We start from the raw sequence: 17,826 nt of genomic DNA on the forward strand, positions 1-17,826 counted from the left end.
CACGAGATGTAGGCCAATTCATTGATAAGTGGCACAGTAACCGGATAATAGTGGCGTGGGAAGAGAAGAAGACCTTGTCACCCTGGTCCGCGACCGGCTCCGGCTCCACCAGGGCACGGCCAGCCGGCGGCTCGCGGGCGCGCTGACCGACCTGGCCCAGACCGGCGCCATCGCCCCGGGCACCCGCCTGCCCTCCGAGCGCGACCTGGCCCAGGCGGTCGGGCTCAGCCGCGGGACGGTCGCCGCCGCCTTCAACGCCCTCTGCGAGGAGGGCCTGTGCGAACGCCGGCACGGCAGCGGCACGTACGTGCTGGGCGTCCCGACGTTCGGCGGCCTGCTCCAGGGCGGCGCGGTGCTGGCCGACCTGTCGACCTCGGTCGTCCCCGACCCCTCCCACCTGACGGTGCCCCCGCTGGACGCCGCCGCCCTGATGCGCGCCCCGAGCGGCCACGGCTACGACGCCATGGGCGACTCGCGGCTGCGCGCCGTGCTGGCCGCCCTGGACGCCGGGCCGCACCGCGAGATCCTGGTGACCTCGGGCGCCCAGCAGGGCATCGACCTGGCGGCCCGGGTGCTGCTGCGGCCCGGCGACCGCGTGCTGGCCGGCGACCCGGCCTACGGAGGGGCGCTCAGCGTGTTCCGGCGCGCCGGGGCCCTCGCCGTGCCCGTGGACCTCGCCGACCCGGACGCCGTGCGCGACGCGCTGGCCCGCCACCGCCCGGCCGCCGTGTACGCGCTGCCGGTGGACAACCCGACCGGCCGCGTGGCCGACCTGCGGCACGTGGCCGAGCTGGCCGCGGCGGCGGACGTCCCGCTGGTGGAGGACCGGACGCTCGCGCCGGTGGTGTTCGACGGCCGGACGCCTCCCGCGCCGCTGGCCCTGGCCCATCCGCACGGCACGGTGACGGTGGGCTCGTTGTCGAAGGTGTTGTGGGGCGGCCTGCGGGTGGGCTGGCTCACCGCCCCCGAGCCGCTGCTGGCCCGGCTGCTGGAGGCCAAGCTCGACGCCGACCTGGCCACCAGCGCCGTCTCCCAGCGGCTGGCCGCCGACCTGCTCGACGGCGACCCCGTGCCGGCCTGGCTGGCCGAGCTGGCCCGCCGCCGCGACCACTTCACCGCCGCGCTGTCCGCGCGCCTGCCGTCGTGGACCTGGTCACGCCCGCAGGGCGGACTGTCGGTGTGGGCGCGCCTGCCGGGCGCCGACACCGACAGGTTCGCCGCCGTCGCCCGCGAGCAGGGCGTGGCCGTCGCGCCCGGCTCGCTGTTCTCCCCGGACGGCCGCCACCGCGACCGCCTGCGCCTCAGCTTCGCCCTGCCGCCCGCCCTGCTCGACCAGGCGGTCGCCGCCCTGGCCCGCGCCTGGGAGCAGACCGGCCACCGAGCTCCCCACCCGGACGGGCGGTGACGGGACGGGCCTCGGCTCAGCCCACCTTGACCTTCACCGGCTTGCTCTCGTGGTGCTGCCGGTCGAGCGAGGTGATCAGGTACGTGCCCGGCTTGGCCGAGTACGACGCCGCCGTCACCACGGCCGCCAGGTTGCGGGCGTCGGTGGTGTGGCAGTCCTTGCCCGACTCCGGCACCCGGTACACCGCGTAGGCCCGCGCCCCCTCGGACGGCGTCCAGGACACGGTGGAGCCGCTCGCCTTGACGCCGGCCGGCTTGCCGGGGGCCTCGCCGCCGCGGTCCTCCATGATCGGCAGCAGCGCCGGACGGCTGTAGTGCTCCTTGGCCACCCGGTCGATCGCGCCGAGCGGGTTGGTCAGGAGCTGCTTGGCGCTGAAGTAGATGTCGCCGTCGACCTGCTCGTAGCGCCGGTTCACCGTCAGGTGCGCCGACAGCTCGCCCGGGTTGGCCCAGGCGGCGTTGGTCCTGGTGCCGACCTGGTAGAGCGCCTGGCCGATGTAGAGCTGGACGTCGGTGCCCTTGACCGCGCCCGCCCACCAGGCCGTCAGCGTCTTGTAGTCGGCCGCCTTGAAGCCGCGCGGCCAGTAGAGCTGCGGGGCGACGTAGTCGACCGTGCCGTCCTCGATCCAGGAGCGGGCGTCGGCGTAGATGGAGTCGTAGGCCGACATGCCGGCCGTGGCCGATCCCTCGGGGTCGTTGGACTTGTTGCGCCAGATGCCGAACGGGCTGATGCCGAACTTCACGTGGTTCTTCGTGTCGTGGACGGCCGCGTCGACCTTGGCCACCAGCTTGTTCACGTTGTGGCGGCGCCAGTCGGCCAGCTTGCGGCCCTTGCCGTACTTGGCGAAGGCCGCCTTGTCGTCGAACGTGCCGCCGCCGCCCGGATAGGGGTAGAAGTAGTCGTCGAAGTGCACGCCGTCGACGTCGTAGCGGCTGACCACGTCGGTGATGACCTTGGTGACGTGCTCGCGCACCTGCGGCAGGCCGGGGTTGTAGTAGAGGCCGCCGCCGTAGGTGACCGTCCAGTCGCGGTGCTGCCTGGCCGGGTGGTTCGCCGGGAGCTTGGACAGGTCGGCGGTCTCGGCCGCGCGGTAGGGGTTGAACCAGGCGTGGAACTCCAGGTTGCGCTTGTGCGCCTCGTCGATGAGGAACGGGAGCGGGTCCCAGCCCGGGTCCTTGCCCGCGGTGCCTGTCAGGTACCGCGACCAGGGCTCCAGCGAGGAGCGGTAGAGCGCGTCGGAGGCGGGACGGACCTGGACGAAGACGGCGTTGAGATTGCGCTTGACCGCGCTGTCGAGGATCTTGACGTACTCGGCCTTCTGGCGGGCCTGGCCGAGGCCGGCGCGCGAGGGCCAGTCGATGTTCTTGACCGTCGCGATCCACACCCCGCGCAGCTGGCGCTTGGGGTAGCGGGGGTCGGGCTTGCAGGCCGCCGTCGCCTCGGCGGTGGCGGGGGCGGTGGTCGTCGTCTTCTTGGTCGCTGCGGGGCTCTCGGTCGCGCCGGGGCCGAACACGTAGGCGGCGCTGGTGGTCACGACCGCGAGGGCTGCAGCGGCTAGGAGTGGGCGTCCAGTTCGCATAGTGCAACCCAGTCTGGCAGTTGCTCCCGTGTGATCGGACCCGAAAAAAGAAATGCAGTCGTGATGCTTCTGTTACGAAACGGTAGATGTGGTGATCAAACGTGCGGGCCGGGAGGGACGTGCCGCCCTCCCGGCTCAGCGCCGACCGCTCTGTACCCCTACTCGGTGGCCGCCACCTTGCTCGCCAGGTTCGGCGGCAGCGGCTCGTAGCGCAGGAACGTGCGCGTGAACGTCCCGGTGCCGTGGGACATCGAGCGCAGGTCGATGGCGTAGCGGGTGATCTCCAGCTCGGGCACCTCGGCCTTGACCAGCGTGCGCCCGGTGCCCACCGGCTCGGTGCCGAGCACGCGCCCGCGCCGCGAGGACAGGTCGGACATCACCGAGCCCACGTAGTCGTCGGCCACCAGCACCGACAGCTCGTCCACCGGCTCCAGCAGCAGGGTCGGGACCTTCGAGGCCGCCTCCTTCAGCGCGAGCTGGCCCGCGATCTGGAAGGCCATGTCGGAGGAGTCGACCGAGTGGGCCTTGCCGTCGTAGAGCGTGACGCGCACGTCCACCATGGGGTAGCCGGCCACCACGCCGCGCTCCATCTGGGCCCGCACGCCCTTCTCCACCGACGGGATGAACTGCCGGGGCACCACCCCGCCGACGATCTTGTCCACGAACTCGAACCCGCCGCCCGAGGGCAGGGGCTCGACCTCCAGGTGGCAGATCGCGTACTGGCCGTGGCCGCCGGTCTGCTTGACGTTGCGGCCCATCGCCTGGCACCGGCCGCCGAACGTCTCGCGCAGCGGCACCCGCAGCTCGATCCGCTCGACCTCGACGCCGTGCCGGTTGGCCAGGCGGTCGAGCAGCACGTCGGTGTGCGCCTCGCCCATGCACCACAACACGAGCTGCCTGGTCTCGGCGTTGTTCTCCAGGCGCAGCGTCGGGTCCTCGGCCACCAGCCGGCCGAGCGCCTGGGCCAGTTTGTCCTCGTCGGCCTTCGACTTCGCCCTGATCGCCACCGGCAGCAGCGGGTCGGGCATCTGCCAGGACGTCATCAGCAGCGGACGGTCGACCTCCGACAACGTGTCCCCGGTCTCGGCCCGCGACAGCTTGGCCACGGCCACGATGTCCCCGGCCGAGCCCTTGGCCGCCGGGCGCTGGGTCTTGCCGAGCGGGCTGGTCAGCGTGCCGATGCGCTCGTCGACGTCGTGGTCCTCGTGCCCGCGGTCGGCCAGGCCGTGGCCGGAGACGTGCACGGTCATGTCGGGGCGCAGCGTGCCGGAGAAGACGCGGACGAGGCTGATGCGGCCCACGTACGGGTCGCTGGTGGTCTTGACGACCTCGGCCACGAGCGGGCCGTCGGGGTCGCACGCGATGCCGCCGACCGGCTTGCCGGACAGGTCGGTGATCTCGGGCATCGGGTGTTCCAGCGGCGAGGGGAAGCCCTGGGTCACCAGCTCCAGCAGCTCCGTCATGCCCACGGCGTGGCCGTCGCCGAGCCCGCTGCACAACACCGGGAAGAAGCTGCCGCGCGCGACCGCCTTCTCCAGGTCGTCCACCAGGACCTTGGTGTCGATGGGCTCGCCCTCCAGGTAGCGGTCCATGAGCGACTCGTCCTCGCTCTCCTGGATGATGCCCTCGATCAGCTCGCCGCGCCGCTCCTCGATCTGCGCCTCGTACTCGGCGCCCGGCTCCTTCTCGGTGCGGGCGCCGGTCGCGTAGTTGTAGAACTTCTGCGACAGCAGCCCGATCAGGCCGTTGACGTGCCCGTTGGTGATCACCGGCAGGTAGAGCGGCGCGACGCCGTCGCCGAAGACGTCCTGGCAGGTGGCCAGCACCTCGTCGAAGTCGGCGCGCTGGTGGTCGATCTTGGTGATCACCACCGCCCTGGGCATGGCGACCTGGGCGCACTCCTCCCAGAGCATCTGCGTGAGCCCGTCGATCCCCTCCGAGGCCGACACGACGAACAGGGCGGCGTCGGCGGCGCGCAACCCGGCGCGCAGGTCGCCGACGAAGTCGGCGTAACCCGGGGTGTCGAGCAGGTTGATCTTGATGCCGTTGTGCACGAGCGGCGCCAGCGCCAGGTTGACCGACCGCTGCTGGCGCACCTCGACCTCGTCGAAGTCGCTGACCGTGTTGCCGTCCTCCACCCGGCCCGGCCGCTGGACGGTGCCCGTCGCCGCGAGCAGCTGCTCGACCAGGGTGGTCTTGCCCGCTCCCGAGTGGCCGACCAGCACGACATTGCGTATCGCATCCGCCCTGTCGGCCGTGGGTGCCCTGCCCGCGGCTCCCATGGCCCCGCCGGAGTTCCTATCCGCCACTTCGCCTCCCACGTCGTCGGTGCATCCAACGCCGCGCCCGCGCGGAGGGTGTCAGGAACCGCATGGACGCGGTGTGTTCACCAAATACCCCTGTGGCGAATATCACAAGGGGTGCGGGGCAAAGAAAGTGGCCGCTCACGCAATGGCCTACGATCGGACCGCGATGCTCAAACTCCTGCGACCGGCCATGACCCGGATACTCACCCCGCTGGGCAGGGCTCTCGTCGGCCGCGGGATCGGCCCGAACGCCGTCACGGCGATCGGCACCCTCGGCACGGTGATCTCCGCCCTGACCCTGTTCCCGCTGGGCCGGCTGGCCTGGGGGGCGCTGCTCATCACCGTCTTCGTGCTGTTCGACCTGCTCGACGGCGTCGTGGCCCGGCTGGGCGGCAAGGGGGGCACCGTCTGGGGCGCCTTCCTCGACTCCACGCTCGACCGGGTGGCCGACGCCGCCATCTTCGCCGGCCTGATCCTGTACTTCGTGGCCGCGGGCGACACGCTGATGGCCGGCGTGACGCTGGCCTGCCTCGTCGCCGGGTCCCTGGTCTCCTACGCCAAGGCCAGGGCCGAGGGCCTCGGGCTGACGGCGGACGTGGGGCTGGCCGAGCGTCCAGAGCGGCTGGTGGTGGCCCTGGTCGCGACCTTCTTCTCGGGGGTCGGGGTGCCCTACGTGCTGCCGCTCGGCATGTGGTTGCTGGCGGCGGCCTCCACCATCACCGTCGTGCAGCGGGTCGTGCACGTCCACCGGCAGACGAGGGAGCGATGAGCGAGAAGACCTCGATCGGCGACCGCATCGTGGCGGCGGGCTTCGCGGCGGGCTGGAAACTGGTCCCGCTGCTGCCCCAGCGGCCCACGGCGGCGGTCTTCCGCCTCCTGGCCGACCGGGTGTGGCGCAAGCGCGGCAAGTCCGTGCGCCGCCTGGAGTCCAACCTGGCCAGGGTCACCGGCATGGACGCCGGCAGCGCGGAGCTGCGCGAGCTGAGCAGGGCCGGCATGCGCTCCTACTTCCGCTACTTCCACGAGGTCTTCCGCCTGCCCTCGATCCCGCGGCCCGAGATCGTCCGGCGCACCCACGTCATCGGGGCCGAGCACATCCACGACACGCTGGCCACGGGCCGGGGCGTGGTGCTGGCCCTGCCGCACATGGGCAACTGGGACGCGGCGGGCGCCTGGCTGGTCGGCGTCGGCCACCCGTTCACCACGGTCGCCGAGCGGCTGCGGCCCGAGTCGCTGTTCCGCCGCTACGTCGCCTTCCGCGAGGGACTCGGCATGGAGGTGCTGCCGCTCACCGGCGGCGACGGCCACAACTTCGGCACCCTGGCCGGCCGCGTGCGCAAGGGCGGCGTGGTGTGCCTGCCCGCCGAGCGCGACCTGACCAAGAGCGGCATCGAGGTGCGCTTCTTCGGCGCCACCACCAAGGTGCCGGCCGGCCCGCCGCTGCTGGCCGTCCAGACCGGCGCCGCGCTGCTGCCGGCCACCGTCTACTTCGTGGGCGACGACTGGGGCATCCACATCCACGAGGAGATCCCGGTGCCCGCCGAGGGCACCCGGCAGGAGAAGGTGGCGGCCGTCGCCCAGGCCATGACCGACGTCTTCGAGAAGGGCATCGCCGAGCACCCGGAGGACTGGCACATGTTGCAGCGGCTCTGGCTGGAGGACCTGCCGAAATGAAGGTCGGCATCGTCTGCCCCTACTCCTGGGACATGCCCGGCGGGGTCAAGCAGCACATCGACGACCTGGCCCAGGCGCTGATGGCGCAGGGGCACGAGGTCTCGGTCATCGCGCCCGCCGCCGACGACGACGAGCTGCCGCCGTACGTGACGGGCGCCGGCCGGGCGGTGCCGGTGCCCTACAACGGGTCGGTGGCCCGGATGTCGTTCGGGTTCCTGTCGGCCGCGCGGGTGCGGCGCTGGGTCCGTACGGGCGACTTCGACGTGCTGCACATCCACGAGCCGCTGATCCCGAGCCTCGGCGTGCTGGCCTGCTGGGCGGCCAAGGGTCCGATCGTGGCCACCTTCCACGCCTCCTTCACCCGCTCGCGCGCCATCGCGGTGGCCGAGCCGCTGCTGCGCAGCGCGCTGGAGAAGCTGAGCGGCCGCATCGCGGTCTCCGACGCGGCGCGCAAGAGCCTGGTCGAGCAGTTCGGCGGCGACACCGTGCTGATCCCCAACGGGGTGACCGTGGCCCGCTACACCGAGGCCGAGCCGCTGCCCGGCCGGGGCCCCGACGGCGCCACGATCGGCTTCCTCGGCCGCATGGACGAAGAGCGCAAGGGCCTGCCGATCCTGCTCGACGCCTTCAACGCGCTGGCCGCCGAGCGTCCTGACCTGAAGCTGCTCATCGCCGGGCCCGGCGACGCCAAGGACGTCTACGACAAGGTGCCCAAGCCCTTCCACGAGCGGGTCACCGTGCTCGGCATGGTGAGCGAGGCCGACAAGATCCGCGCCTACCACTCGGTCGACGTGTTCTGCGCCCCCAACACCCGGGGCGAGAGCTTCGGCATCGTGCTGGCCGAGGCCATGGCCTCGGGGGCGACGGTGCTGGCCAGCGACATCCCGGCCTTCCGCAAGGTGCTGGGCGAGGGGCAGGCCGGCGCGCTGTTCGCCAACGGCGACGCCGCCTCGCTCGCCCGCGAGGCCGCCGTGCTGCTCGACGCGCCCGAGCGGCGCGCCAAACTGGCCGCCGAGGCGCTGGTGGCGGTCAGGAAGTACGACTGGTCCACGGTCGCCCGCGACGTGGTGCGCGTCTACGAGACGGTGACCACCAGCGGCGCGGGCCGGGTGGAGGAAGACCTGTGACCGCCTGCCGAGAGCTCCTGTAGGGAACCGCTGTGACATCCACCATGATCGTGCTGATCGTGGGCATCGTCGTCGTGCTCACGGCCGTCTACGTCTCCTGGCGGGCGGGCCGGCTCGACCGCCTGCACATCCGGCTCGAACTGGCCCGCGAGGCGCTGGACGCCGCGCTCATGCGGCGCCGGGCCGTGGTGCTCGAACTGGCCGGCTCGCGCCTGCTCGACCCCGCGACCTCGCTGGTGCTGGCCGCCGCCGCCCACGAGGCCAGGATCGCCGGCCCCGAGGAGCGCGAGCACGCCGAGAGCGACCTGTCGCGGGCCCTGCGGGCCGCGGCCGACCAGGAGCGCTTCAGGGAGAAGCTGGCCGAGGCGCCCGGCGGCGGCGACCTGCTGGAGGAGCTCGACGCGGCGGTGGCCAAGGTCGTCTATTCGCGCCGTTTCTACAACAACGCGGTCGGGGTCACCCGTACGGCGCAGCGGCGCTGGCTGGCCAGAACGCTGCGATTGGCCGGTCACACCGAGTTCCCGGAATTCTTCGAGATCGATGACAATCCGCCCGCAACTATGTCGCCTGAATGACCAAATGTGGGGAGGCCGGTAAGCTCTTCCCGATTTCTGGGCAAAGGCGAGGAGTTGTTGCAAGGTGCGGCTATCCCGGATGATCTCGGTGACTCTGGCAGGGGCGGCCGTGCTCGGGCCCGTCGCGGCCTGCTCGTCCGACGAGCCTCCCGCGTCCGGCAAGGCGCCGCAGGCGGCCACCGCCGCCCCCTCCGAGGAGCCCACCGAGAAGGCCGAGGGCCACCCGTTCACCGGGCAGCCCTACGAGGAGCTCAAGCCGGTGCTCGCGGTGAAGATCGAGAACACCGCCGCGGGCAAGCCGCAGCTCGGGCTCAAGAGCGCGGACGTCGTCTACGTCGAGCAGGTCGAGGCCGGCCTGACCCGGCTCATGGCGATCTTCTCCTCGAAGATCCCGGCCAAGGTGGGCCCGGTGCGCAGCGCCCGCATCTCCGACCTGCACATCGTCCCGCAGTTCGGCAAGCCGGCGTTCGCCTACTCCGGCGCGCAGACCAAGATGTTGCCGTTCATCGCCAAGGCCCCGCTGTACGACGTCGGCGACACCCGCAACCCCGGCGCCTACTTCCGCCAGCCGGGCCGCTACGCCCCCTACAACCTGTTCGCCAACACCAGGAAGCTGCTGTCGGGCGCCCCCAAGGCCACCGAGGCCAAGGACATCGGCTTCACCTTCGGCGACGCGCCCGCCGAGGGCGGCGTGGACAAGAAGTCGTACACCGTCAGGTGGCCCGCGGCGCGCTTCACCTTCGCCTGGTCGGAGGCCAAGAAGCAGTGGCTGATCTGGCAGGACGGCAAGAAGGACATGGCGGCCGAGGGCGGCCAGCTCGGCGCGCCCACGATCGTCGTGCAGTACACCAAGACCGAGCGCTCGCAGTTCCACGACTTCCACCAGAGCTACACCCCGCTCGTGCACACCACCGGCAAGGGCAAGGCCGTCGTGCTGCGCGACGGCAAAGCCTACGCGGCCAACTGGGAACGGGAATCGGAGGAGACCGGTACGACGTTCACCACTGAGAGCGGCGAGCCGATGAACTTCGCCCCCGGCCAGGTCTGGATCGCGCTCGCCAGCCGCAAGCCCGTCACCCCTTGATGACCGTTCTGTATAAGTTGAGCGGCAAATCCTGACATCGTGGCATGTCGGGGGAGGGGTCCATCAGGACCTACGATGGGTTTGATAACTTACCGTCCGCCCTGAGAGCCCGTGAGGAAGACCGTGTCCAGCACGCCTGAAAGCACCCCCGTCACCGGAACGGCCCGTGTCAAGCGCGGCATGGCCGAGATGCTCAAGGGTGGCGTCATCATGGACGTCGTCACCCCCGAGCAGGCCAAGATCGCTGAGGATGCCGGCGCCGTCGCCGTCATGGCCCTTGAGCGTGTGCCCGCCGACATCCGCGCCCAGGGCGGCGTGTCCAGGATGAGCGACCCCGACATGATCGACGGCATCATCGCCGCCGTGTCGATCCCCGTCATGGCCAAGGCCCGCATCGGCCACTTCGTCGAGGCCAAGGTCCTGCAGTCGCTCGGCGTCGACTACGTCGACGAGTCCGAGGTGCTCACCCCGGCCGACTACGCCAACCACATCGACAAGTGGCAGTTCACCGTGCCCTTCGTCTGTGGCGCCACCAACCTGGGCGAGGCCCTGCGCCGCATCACCGAGGGCGCGGCCATGATCCGCTCCAAGGGCGAGGCCGGCACCGGTGACGTCTCCAACGCCGTCACCCACATGCGCACGATCCGCGCCGAGATCAGGCGCCTCACCACGCTGGCCGAGGACGAGCTCTACGTGGCCGCCAAGGAACTGCAGGCGCCCTACGAGCTGGTCGCCGAGGTCGCCAGGAACGGCAAGCTGCCGGTCGTCCTGTTCACCGCGGGCGGCATCGCCACCCCGGCCGACGCCGCCATGATGATGCAGCTCGGCGCCGAGGGCGTGTTCGTCGGCTCGGGCATCTTCAAGTCCGGCGACCCGGCCAAGCGCGCCGCGGCCATCGTCAAGGCCACCACGTTCTACGACGACGCCGACGTCGTCGCCAAGGTCTCGCGCGGTCTCGGCGAGGCCATGGTCGGCATCAACGTCGACGAGATCCCGCAGCCGCACCGGCTGGCCGAGCGCGGCTGGTGAACCGGCGCGTCGCCGCAGGCCGGCGGCCCGCCGGAGGTCCATGATCGTCATGTGACGATGAAAAGCTTCGTAAGAGGCGGCATTCGCGAAGGATGTCGCCTCTTTCGTGTTGTCCGCGGTTCACCAGCCTGTCATGAGACTCGGTCAGGCTACGGGCGTCCCTCACCCTTGATCGTCCCGAGGAGCGCACCGTGTCCCAGCTGAACCGACGGCATTTCCTGGTCACCGGCCTGGCGGCGGGCGCCGCCGCGGCGATCCCCGCCACGGCGGCGAGCGCCGAGCCGGACCCCGCCGCAGAGACCGTGCAGGCACTGGCCTCGCGCGGGCTGTCCACCGACCCGTTCACGCTCGGCGTGGCCTGCGGCGACCCCGACCACGAGGGGTTCGTGCTGTGGACCAGGCTGGCCCAGCAGCCGCTGGCCGAGGACGGCTTCGGCGGCATGCCGCAGCGCCCGTTCCCGGTGCAGTGGCAGGTCTACGCCGACGAGCGCGGGCGCCGCGTCGTCCGGTCGGGGGTGGCCGTCGCCGTGCCGGAGTGGGGGCACAGCGTGCACGTCGAGGTCGACCGGCTGAGCTCGGACCGGGACTACTGGTACCGCTTCCGCGTCGGCCCGTACGTCTCGCCCATGGGACGGGCCCGCACGGCCCCGCACCCGCTGTCCTACGGCGGCGCGCTGTCGATGGCCTTCGTCTCCTGCGCCCAGTACGAGCACGGCTGGTTCACCTCCTACCGCAGGCTGGCCGAGGAGCACCCGGACCTGGTCCTGCACCTGGGCGACTACCAGTACGAGTACACCAAGGACACCTACACCATCCCGGGCGGCAACGTCCGTGACCACGAGGGCCCCGAGACCGAGACCCTGGCCGGCTACCGCCAGCGGCACGCCCAGTACAAGGCCGATCCGGACCTGCAGGCCGCGCACGCCGCCGCGCCCTGGCTGGTCGTCTGGGACGACCACGAGCTGGACAACAACTGGGCCGACGAGGTGCCGGAGAAGCCGGAGGTGCCCCAGCCGGACTTCCTGGCCCGCCGCGCCGCGGCCTTCCGCGCCTACTACGAGAACATGCCGCTGCGCCGCACGTCGATCCCGCGCGGCATCGACATGCAGCTCTACCGGCGGATCCGGTGGGGCAGGATGGCCACCTTCCACATGATGGACACCCGCCAGTACCGCGACGACCAGGGCTGCGGCGACGGCTACCGCGACTGCCCGGCCGCGCTGGACCCGGCGCGCTCGATCACCGGCGCAGAGCAGGAGCAGTGGCTGATCGAGGGCTTCCACCGCTCGCGCGCCCAGTGGGACATCCTGGGCCAGCAGGTGTTCTTCGCCCAGCGCGACAACAACGCCGGCCCTGCCAAGATCACCTCGATGGACGCGTGGGACGGCTACGTCGCCTCCCGCCGGCGCATCACCCAGGGCTGGGTGGACGCCGGGGTCCGCAACCCGGTGGTGCTGACCGGCGACGTGCACGCCCACTGGGCCAGCGACCTCAAGCTCGACTACGACGACCCGACCGGGCCCACCGTGGGCTCGGAACTCGTGGCCACCTCCATCACCACGGGCGGCGACGGCGCGGACTCCGACCCGGCGACGCATCCGTACCTGACGATCAACCCGCATCTGAAGTTCTACAACAACCAGCGCGGATACGTGCTGACGAAGATCGAGCGCGACCTGCTCACGGCCGACTTCAAGGTCGTGCCGCAGGTGCGCGAGCCTGGGGCGCAGGCGTACACGCGGGCGACGTTCGTGGTGGAGGACCGGGTGCCGGGGGTGCGGCAGACGTACCTGCGGCCGCTGGACCCGGCGATCGGCGCCAGGAAGCAGGTGACGGTGGAGGACACCGTCCGGCTGGAGACCGAACGCCCGTAGCCCTGAGGCAGGCGGCGTCCCCGGGGGCTGGGACGCCGCCTTTTTCTTCGCTCGGAATATTAGCCAGGCTAAGTTAGTTGGGCTAAGTATGAGGGACGATCCCACCCGGATGGCCGAGCAGGTCTCCAAGGTGCTGCGCCACCTGGTCCTGCTGCTGCGGCGCTCCAGCGCCGGCCAGCCCGTCACCACCCAGCAGTACGCCGTGCTCGGCTCGCTCGAGGACGGCCCGCGCCGGATGACCGAGCTGGCCGAGGAGCACGCCGTCCAGCTGCCGACCATGACCGTGCAGATCAACCGGCTGGAGTACGCGGGCCTGGTGGCGCGCGGCTCCGACCCGGCCGACGCCCGCGTCAGGACGGTCGAGCTCACCGGCGAGGGCCGCGACCGGCTGCACGCCGTGCGCCGGACCAGGATCGCCCGCCTCGCCCAGGACCTGGCCGCGCTCACCGACGACGAGCGCGACGTGCTCGCGGCGGCCCTGCCCGTCCTGGCCAAGCTCGGCATCGACAGAACCACCCAGTAAGGGGACACCATGCACACCGGCGGCGGAATCCTGCGCCAGCCGATGTCCGTCTGGGCCACCGCGTTCGCCGCGGTCGTGGCCTTCATGGGCATCGGCCTCGTCGACCCCATCCTGCCCTCCATCGCCCAAGGGCTGCACGCCACGCCCAGCCAGGTGTCCCTGCTGTTCACCAGCTACTTCCTGGTCACCGCCGTGGCCATGCTGATCACCGGCTGGGTCTCCAGCCGCATCGGCGGCAAGCGCACGCTGCTGGCCGGGCTGGCGCTGGTCGTGGTGTTCGCCGCGCTGGCCGGCACCTCCGGCAGCGTCGCCGAGCTCGTCGGCTTCCGCGCCGGCTGGGGCCTCGGCAACGCCCTGTTCGTGGCCACCGCGCTGGCCGTCATCGTCGGCGCGGCCAGCGGCGGCGCGGAGTCGGCCATCATCCTGTACGAGGCCGCGCTCGGTCTCGGCATCTCGGCCGGCCCCCTGGTCGGCGCGCTGCTCGGCGACTGGAACTGGCGGGCGCCGTTCTTCGGCACCGCCACGCTGATGGCCGCCGGGTTCGTGCTGATCGCCACCCTGCTCAGGACGGGGCCGAAGCCCGCGGTCAGGACCAGGCTCAGCGCCCCCATCCGGGCCCTGGCCCACGGCGGGCTGTCCACGACCGCCTTCACCGCCCTGTTCTACAACTTCGCGTTCTTCACGATCCTCGCCTTCACCCCGTTCATCCTGCACATGTCGCCGTACGGCATCGGCGCGGTGTTCTTCGGCTGGGGCGTCTGCGTGGCGCTGGCCTCGGTGTTCGGCGCGCCGCCGCTGCAGCGCAGGATCGGCTCGGTGAACGTGCTGCACCTGGCCCTGGGCCTGCTCGCGCTCTTCCAGGTCGGCATCGCCGTGTCGGGGACGGCCGGGGCGCACGCCGGGATCATCGTGTTCACCGTCCTGTCCGGCATCCCGATCGGGCTGAACAACACCGTCTTCACCGAGTCGGCCATGGAGGTCTCCGACGCCCCGAGGCCCGTCGCCTCGGCCGGGTACAACTTCGTGCGCTGGATGGGCGGCGCGCTGGCGCCGTTCGTCGCGACCAAGCTCGGCGAGGAGATCGGCGTCGCCGTCCCCTACGTCGTCGGCGCCGTCTGCTGCGCGATCGGCATGGCCTTCCTGTACGCCCGCCGCCACCACCTGAGCGCCCTGGCCCGCGTGGACGCCGTCCAGGCCGCCGCCTAAGCCCGCTTTTACGCCAGAGTGCTCTGGTAGGAAGATGCCGGGCCATCATGGTGTTGAATTGTCGGAAACCGGACCTTAACGGAAGGATCGCTGTGCCCACGATCGGTGTACTCGCTCTCCAGGGAGACGTGCGCGAGCATGCGCGCATGCTCCAGGAGGCCGGCGCCTCGGCCGTCGCCGTGCGCCGCCCGGCCGAGCTCGACGCGGTCGACGGCCTGGTGATCCCTGGCGGCGAGTCGACCACCATGTGGAAGCTCGCCGACACCTTCGACATGCTGGACCCGCTGCGGATGCGGATCAAGGAGGGCCTGCCCGCCTACGGCTCGTGCGCCGGCATGATCATGCTGGCCGACCGCATCGAGGACGGCATCGAGGGCCAGCAGACCATCGGCGGCATCGACATGGTGGTCAGGCGCAACGCCTTCGGCCGTCAGGTGGACTCGTTCGAGTCGGACCTGGACTTCGCGGGCGAACGCGTACACGCTGTGTTCATCCGTGCTCCGTGGGTGGAATCGGTCGGCGCTGACGTTCAGGTGCTGGGCACGGCCGAGCCTGGGGATAGGATCGTCGCGGTCCGTCAAGGGCCGTTGCTCGCGACCTCGTTCCACCCCGAGCTGACCGGGGACACTCGCGTGCACCGTTACTTCGTAGACATGGTGAGGGAGCTCTAGGTAATGTCCGGCCACTCCAAATGGGCGACGACGAAGCACAAGAAGGCCGCGCTCGACGCCAAGCGCGGCAAGCTGTTCGCGAAGCTCATCAAGAACATCGAGGTGGCGGCACGGACCGGTGGCCCTGACCCGGACGCCAACCCCACGCTCTTCGACGCCATCTTCAAGGCCAAGAAGAACTCCGTGCCCAACGACAACATCGAGCGGGCGCGCAAGCGCGGCGGCGGCCTGGAGGCCGGCGGCGCCGACTGGCAGACCATCATGTACGAGGGCTACGCGCCCGGCGGCGTCGCGGTGCTCATCGAGTGCCTCACCGACAACCGCAACCGCGCCGCCTCCGAGGTCCGCGTCGCGCTGACCCGCAACGGCGGCTCGCTGGCCGACCCGGGCTCGGTGTCGTACATGTTCAACCGCAAGGGCGTCGTGATCGTGCCCAAGAACGGCCTCGACGAGGACACCGTCCTGATGGCCGTGCTCGACGCGGGCGCCGAAGAGGTCAACGACATGGGCGACTCCTTCGAGGTCGTCTCCGAGGCCGGCGACCTCGTGCCGGTCCGCAAGGCGCTCCAGGAGGCCGGCATCGACTACGACTCGGCCGAGTCGAGCTTCCTGCCGACGATGAGCGTGCCGCTCGACGAGGAGGGCGCCAAGAAGGTGTTCCGCCTGATCGACGCGCTGGAGGACAGCGACGACGTCCAGAACGTCTACGCCAACTTCGACGTCTCCGACGACGTCCTGGCCGCGCTCGACTGATCCCGCGCCACCGAGGGCCCGGGGGCGCCCCCCGGGCCCTTGCTCTTTCCCGGGGCCGATTTCCGCCTTTGACCTGGCACTTGCCGGGCTCGCGGGTGTTCGACACCAAATGCCCGCCCGGCCGTTACGCGTGCGATCGCGCCCCGACGCGGCTAGGGTCGGGCGACGTGAATTCCCCCATCCCACCGACCCCGGTCCCCGCGCCCCCGGCCGCCCGGCCCGCCCCGTCCTACCGCGCGCTGGGCTGGCTGCTGGCCGTGCCCGCCCTGCTCGGCGCCCTGATCACGCTGGTCCTGCCGACGGTCCAGACGATCGTGCTCAGCCTGCACAGCGGCGGCGTGCTGCAGCCGAGCAGGTTCGTGGGCCTGGACAACTACGGCAAGGTGCTGGGCGGCGAGGAGTTCTGGCGGGCGCTGGGCTTCACGCTCTCGCTGACCGTCGGGCCGCTGCTGGTGGCCGTGGTCGTCGGGCCGCTGCTCGCGCTGGCGCTCGACCGGGGCGGCGCCCCGCTGCGGCGCGCGGGCCTGGTCGTGCTGTCGCTGGCGATCGTCACGTTCTCGCCGATCGGCGTGGCGGCGGCCTGGCTGCGGGGGACCTCGCCCGACGGTCCGGGCATCGCCACGCTGGCCGAGGGACTGCGCGACCCCGCCACGGCCCCGGGGACGCTGCGGCTCGTCGTCGTGGCCGCCACCTTCGGGGTGGTGTGCGCGCTGGCGCTGACGGCGTTCCTGCCCGCGCTGCGCGGCGGCACCGCCGGGCGCGCCACCGCCGTGGTGGCGGCGCTGGTGGCGCTGGCGACCGTCGCCGTGGGGGCGCAGGCGTTCACGATCGGCATGGCGCTCACCCGGGGCGGCCCTGAGCGCGCCACACAGACCCTGGCGGGCCTTCAGTACGACTACGCCTTCAGGATGGCCCAGTTCGGCCCTGGGGCGGCCGTCGCGGCCCTGACGGGCGTACTTCTCGGCGTGCTCGGCATCGTCGCGGTGGTCGTCGCCGTGGCCGCCCGCCTCCGCGTCACCGTGCTCCCGAAGCGGGCTCGGGGTGGAGCGTTCCCCGCGGAGCCTTCGGACCGGCCCGCCTCGGCTTCGGACCGGCCCGCCTCGGCTTCGGACCGGCCCGCCTCGGCTTCGGACCGGCCCGCCTCGGCTTCGGACCGGCCCGCCTCGGCTTCGGATCGGCCCGCTTCGTTTTCCGACCGGCCTGCCTCGGCTTCCGACCGGTCCGCTTCGCCTTCCGACCCGCCCGCCTCGGCTTCCGGGCGGGCGTTGACCGGGGGCGGCGTCGTCGGCGGTGTCGTGGCGCTGGTGCTGGTGGTGGTCGTCGGGGCGGTCTGCGCATGGCCGTGGGTCGCCGGCGTGCTCGCGGGCGGCGACGGCGCGGCCTCCGGCGGGTTGCGCGCGCAGGTCAACACCTGGGTCCCCGCCGTGGCCGGCGCGCTGGTGTCGGTCGGCGTCGCCTACCTGGCCGCCCTGGGCATCGGCGGCCTGCGTCCTCTGGGCGCGCGCAGCGAGTGGCTGCTGCTGCCGTTCGCCCCCTGGCTGTTCGTCGGCACCGGCCCCCTCGGCGTGGCCGACTGGCAGAACATGCGCAACCTGCGCCTCGTGGACACCTTCTTCGCCCTGTTCCCGCCGCTGCTGGTCAGCGTCCCGGCGCTGCTGGTGCTGACGCTGCTGTGCAAGGGGCTGGCCGAGCGGAACGACAGGGACTTCTTCGGCGGCGTCCTGCTGCCGTCCCTGCCCATGGCGGGCGTGCTGGCCGGCGCCGTCACGCTGGTCAACGCCCAGGACGTGCTCTGGCCGCTGCTCGTGGCCCAGAGCCCGGAGCTGTTCACCGTGCCCGTCGCGCAGATGGGCCGGCTCGGCGCCTTCCACGGCGTCCCCGACGTCGGCGCGAGCACCCCGCTGCTCGTCGTCGCGGTCGCGCTGGCCGCCGTCGTGGCCGCCCAGCTGCGGTACCTCGACCGGCTCGCCGTCAGCGTAAACGGATCGCGACCCGCCCGTACCAGCCCGTAGGTTGAGTG

Annotated in this window: 15 protein-coding genes; 13 read left to right on the top strand and 2 right to left on the bottom strand. The window is 71.7% G+C overall.

Annotated elements, in window-relative coordinates; all coding sequences use genetic code 11:
* Positions 1–55: 55 nt before the first annotated feature.
* Positions 56–1,405 carry a PLP-dependent aminotransferase family protein gene (locus ACFYYW_RS20065; RefSeq protein ID WP_387650491.1) on the top strand — a complete coding sequence of 450 codons (1,350 nt, stop codon included), beginning with the start codon at positions 56–58 and terminating at the stop codon, positions 1,403–1,405.
* Between the two features lie 16 nt (positions 1,406–1,421).
* On the opposite strand, the gene ACFYYW_RS20070 is transcribed toward ACFYYW_RS20065, so the two are convergent.
* Both ACFYYW_RS20070 and ACFYYW_RS20075 read right to left on the bottom strand, forming a co-directional pair.
* Positions 1,422–2,939, bottom strand: a complete 1,518-nt coding sequence (locus ACFYYW_RS20070; RefSeq protein WP_387650492.1) for a glycoside hydrolase family 10 protein — start codon at positions 2,937–2,939, stop codon at positions 1,422–1,424.
* 203 nt (positions 2,940–3,142) lie between these two features.
* The gene (locus ACFYYW_RS20075; RefSeq protein ID WP_387650602.1) at positions 3,143–5,266 is read right to left on the bottom strand and encodes an elongation factor G-like protein EF-G2; all 2,124 of its coding nucleotides are present in this window, start codon (positions 5,264–5,266) and stop codon (positions 3,143–3,145) included.
* Positions 5,267–5,456: 190 nt separating this feature from the next.
* Here ACFYYW_RS20075 and pgsA point away from each other — a divergent pair, with 190 nt between their 5' ends.
* The 12 genes from pgsA (at position 5,457) to ACFYYW_RS20135 (ending at position 17,818) form a co-directional block, all read left to right on the top strand.
* Entirely contained in the window at positions 5,457–6,059 is a 603-nt protein-coding gene (gene pgsA / locus ACFYYW_RS20080) for a phosphatidylinositol phosphate synthase (RefSeq protein WP_352322560.1), read from the top strand.
* Positions 6,056–6,964, top strand: a complete 909-nt coding sequence (locus ACFYYW_RS20085; protein ID WP_387650494.1) for a phosphatidylinositol mannoside acyltransferase — start codon at positions 6,056–6,058, stop codon at positions 6,962–6,964. The genes pgsA and ACFYYW_RS20085 overlap by 4 nt, the downstream gene beginning before the upstream one ends.
* Entirely contained in the window at positions 6,961–8,091 is a 1,131-nt protein-coding gene (locus tag ACFYYW_RS20090; protein WP_387650496.1) for a glycosyltransferase family 4 protein, read from the top strand. Before ACFYYW_RS20085 ends, ACFYYW_RS20090 begins: the two co-directional genes overlap by 4 nt.
* A gap of 32 nt (positions 8,092–8,123) precedes the next feature.
* Entirely contained in the window at positions 8,124–8,666 is a 543-nt protein-coding gene (locus ACFYYW_RS20095; protein ID WP_364340910.1) for a hypothetical protein, read from the top strand.
* A 79-nt stretch (positions 8,667–8,745) separates the two neighbouring features.
* Positions 8,746–9,750: a DUF3048 domain-containing protein gene (locus ACFYYW_RS20100; protein ID WP_364416795.1), complete on the top strand. Its 1,005-nt coding sequence runs from the start codon at positions 8,746–8,748 to the stop codon at positions 9,748–9,750.
* Positions 9,751–9,861: 111 nt separating this feature from the next.
* Positions 9,862–10,779 (top strand): pyridoxal 5'-phosphate synthase lyase subunit PdxS, encoded by a 918-nt coding sequence (gene pdxS, locus ACFYYW_RS20105; protein WP_352322555.1) that lies wholly within the window; start codon positions 9,862–9,864, stop codon positions 10,777–10,779.
* A gap of 191 nt (positions 10,780–10,970) precedes the next feature.
* Positions 10,971–12,653: an alkaline phosphatase D family protein gene (locus tag ACFYYW_RS20110; protein WP_387650499.1), complete on the top strand. Its 1,683-nt coding sequence runs from the start codon at positions 10,971–10,973 to the stop codon at positions 12,651–12,653.
* Between the two features lie 88 nt (positions 12,654–12,741).
* Positions 12,742–13,176 carry a MarR family winged helix-turn-helix transcriptional regulator gene (locus ACFYYW_RS20115; RefSeq protein WP_387650501.1) on the top strand — a complete coding sequence of 145 codons (435 nt, stop codon included), beginning with the start codon at positions 12,742–12,744 and terminating at the stop codon, positions 13,174–13,176.
* Between the two features lie 9 nt (positions 13,177–13,185).
* Positions 13,186–14,382, top strand: a complete 1,197-nt coding sequence (locus ACFYYW_RS20120; RefSeq protein ID WP_387650503.1) for an MFS transporter — start codon at positions 13,186–13,188, stop codon at positions 14,380–14,382.
* Positions 14,383–14,429: 47 nt separating this feature from the next.
* Positions 14,430–15,053, top strand: coding sequence for a pyridoxal 5'-phosphate synthase glutaminase subunit PdxT (gene pdxT, locus ACFYYW_RS20125; RefSeq protein WP_352322551.1), 624 nt, complete (start codon positions 14,430–14,432; stop codon positions 15,051–15,053).
* Positions 15,054–15,056: 3 nt separating this feature from the next.
* Positions 15,057–15,806, top strand: a complete 750-nt coding sequence (locus ACFYYW_RS20130) for a YebC/PmpR family DNA-binding transcriptional regulator (RefSeq protein ID WP_352322550.1) — start codon at positions 15,057–15,059, stop codon at positions 15,804–15,806.
* Positions 15,807–15,973: 167 nt separating this feature from the next.
* A complete protein-coding gene (locus ACFYYW_RS20135; RefSeq protein WP_387650506.1) occupies positions 15,974–17,818 on the top strand; it encodes a hypothetical protein in 1,845 nt (614 codons plus the stop codon).
* The last annotated feature ends 8 nt before the right edge of the window (positions 17,819–17,826 follow it).

It is taken from the genome of Nonomuraea sp. NPDC001831 (assembly GCF_042892035.1).
GTDB lineage: Bacteria > Actinomycetota > Actinomycetes > Streptosporangiales > Streptosporangiaceae > Nonomuraea.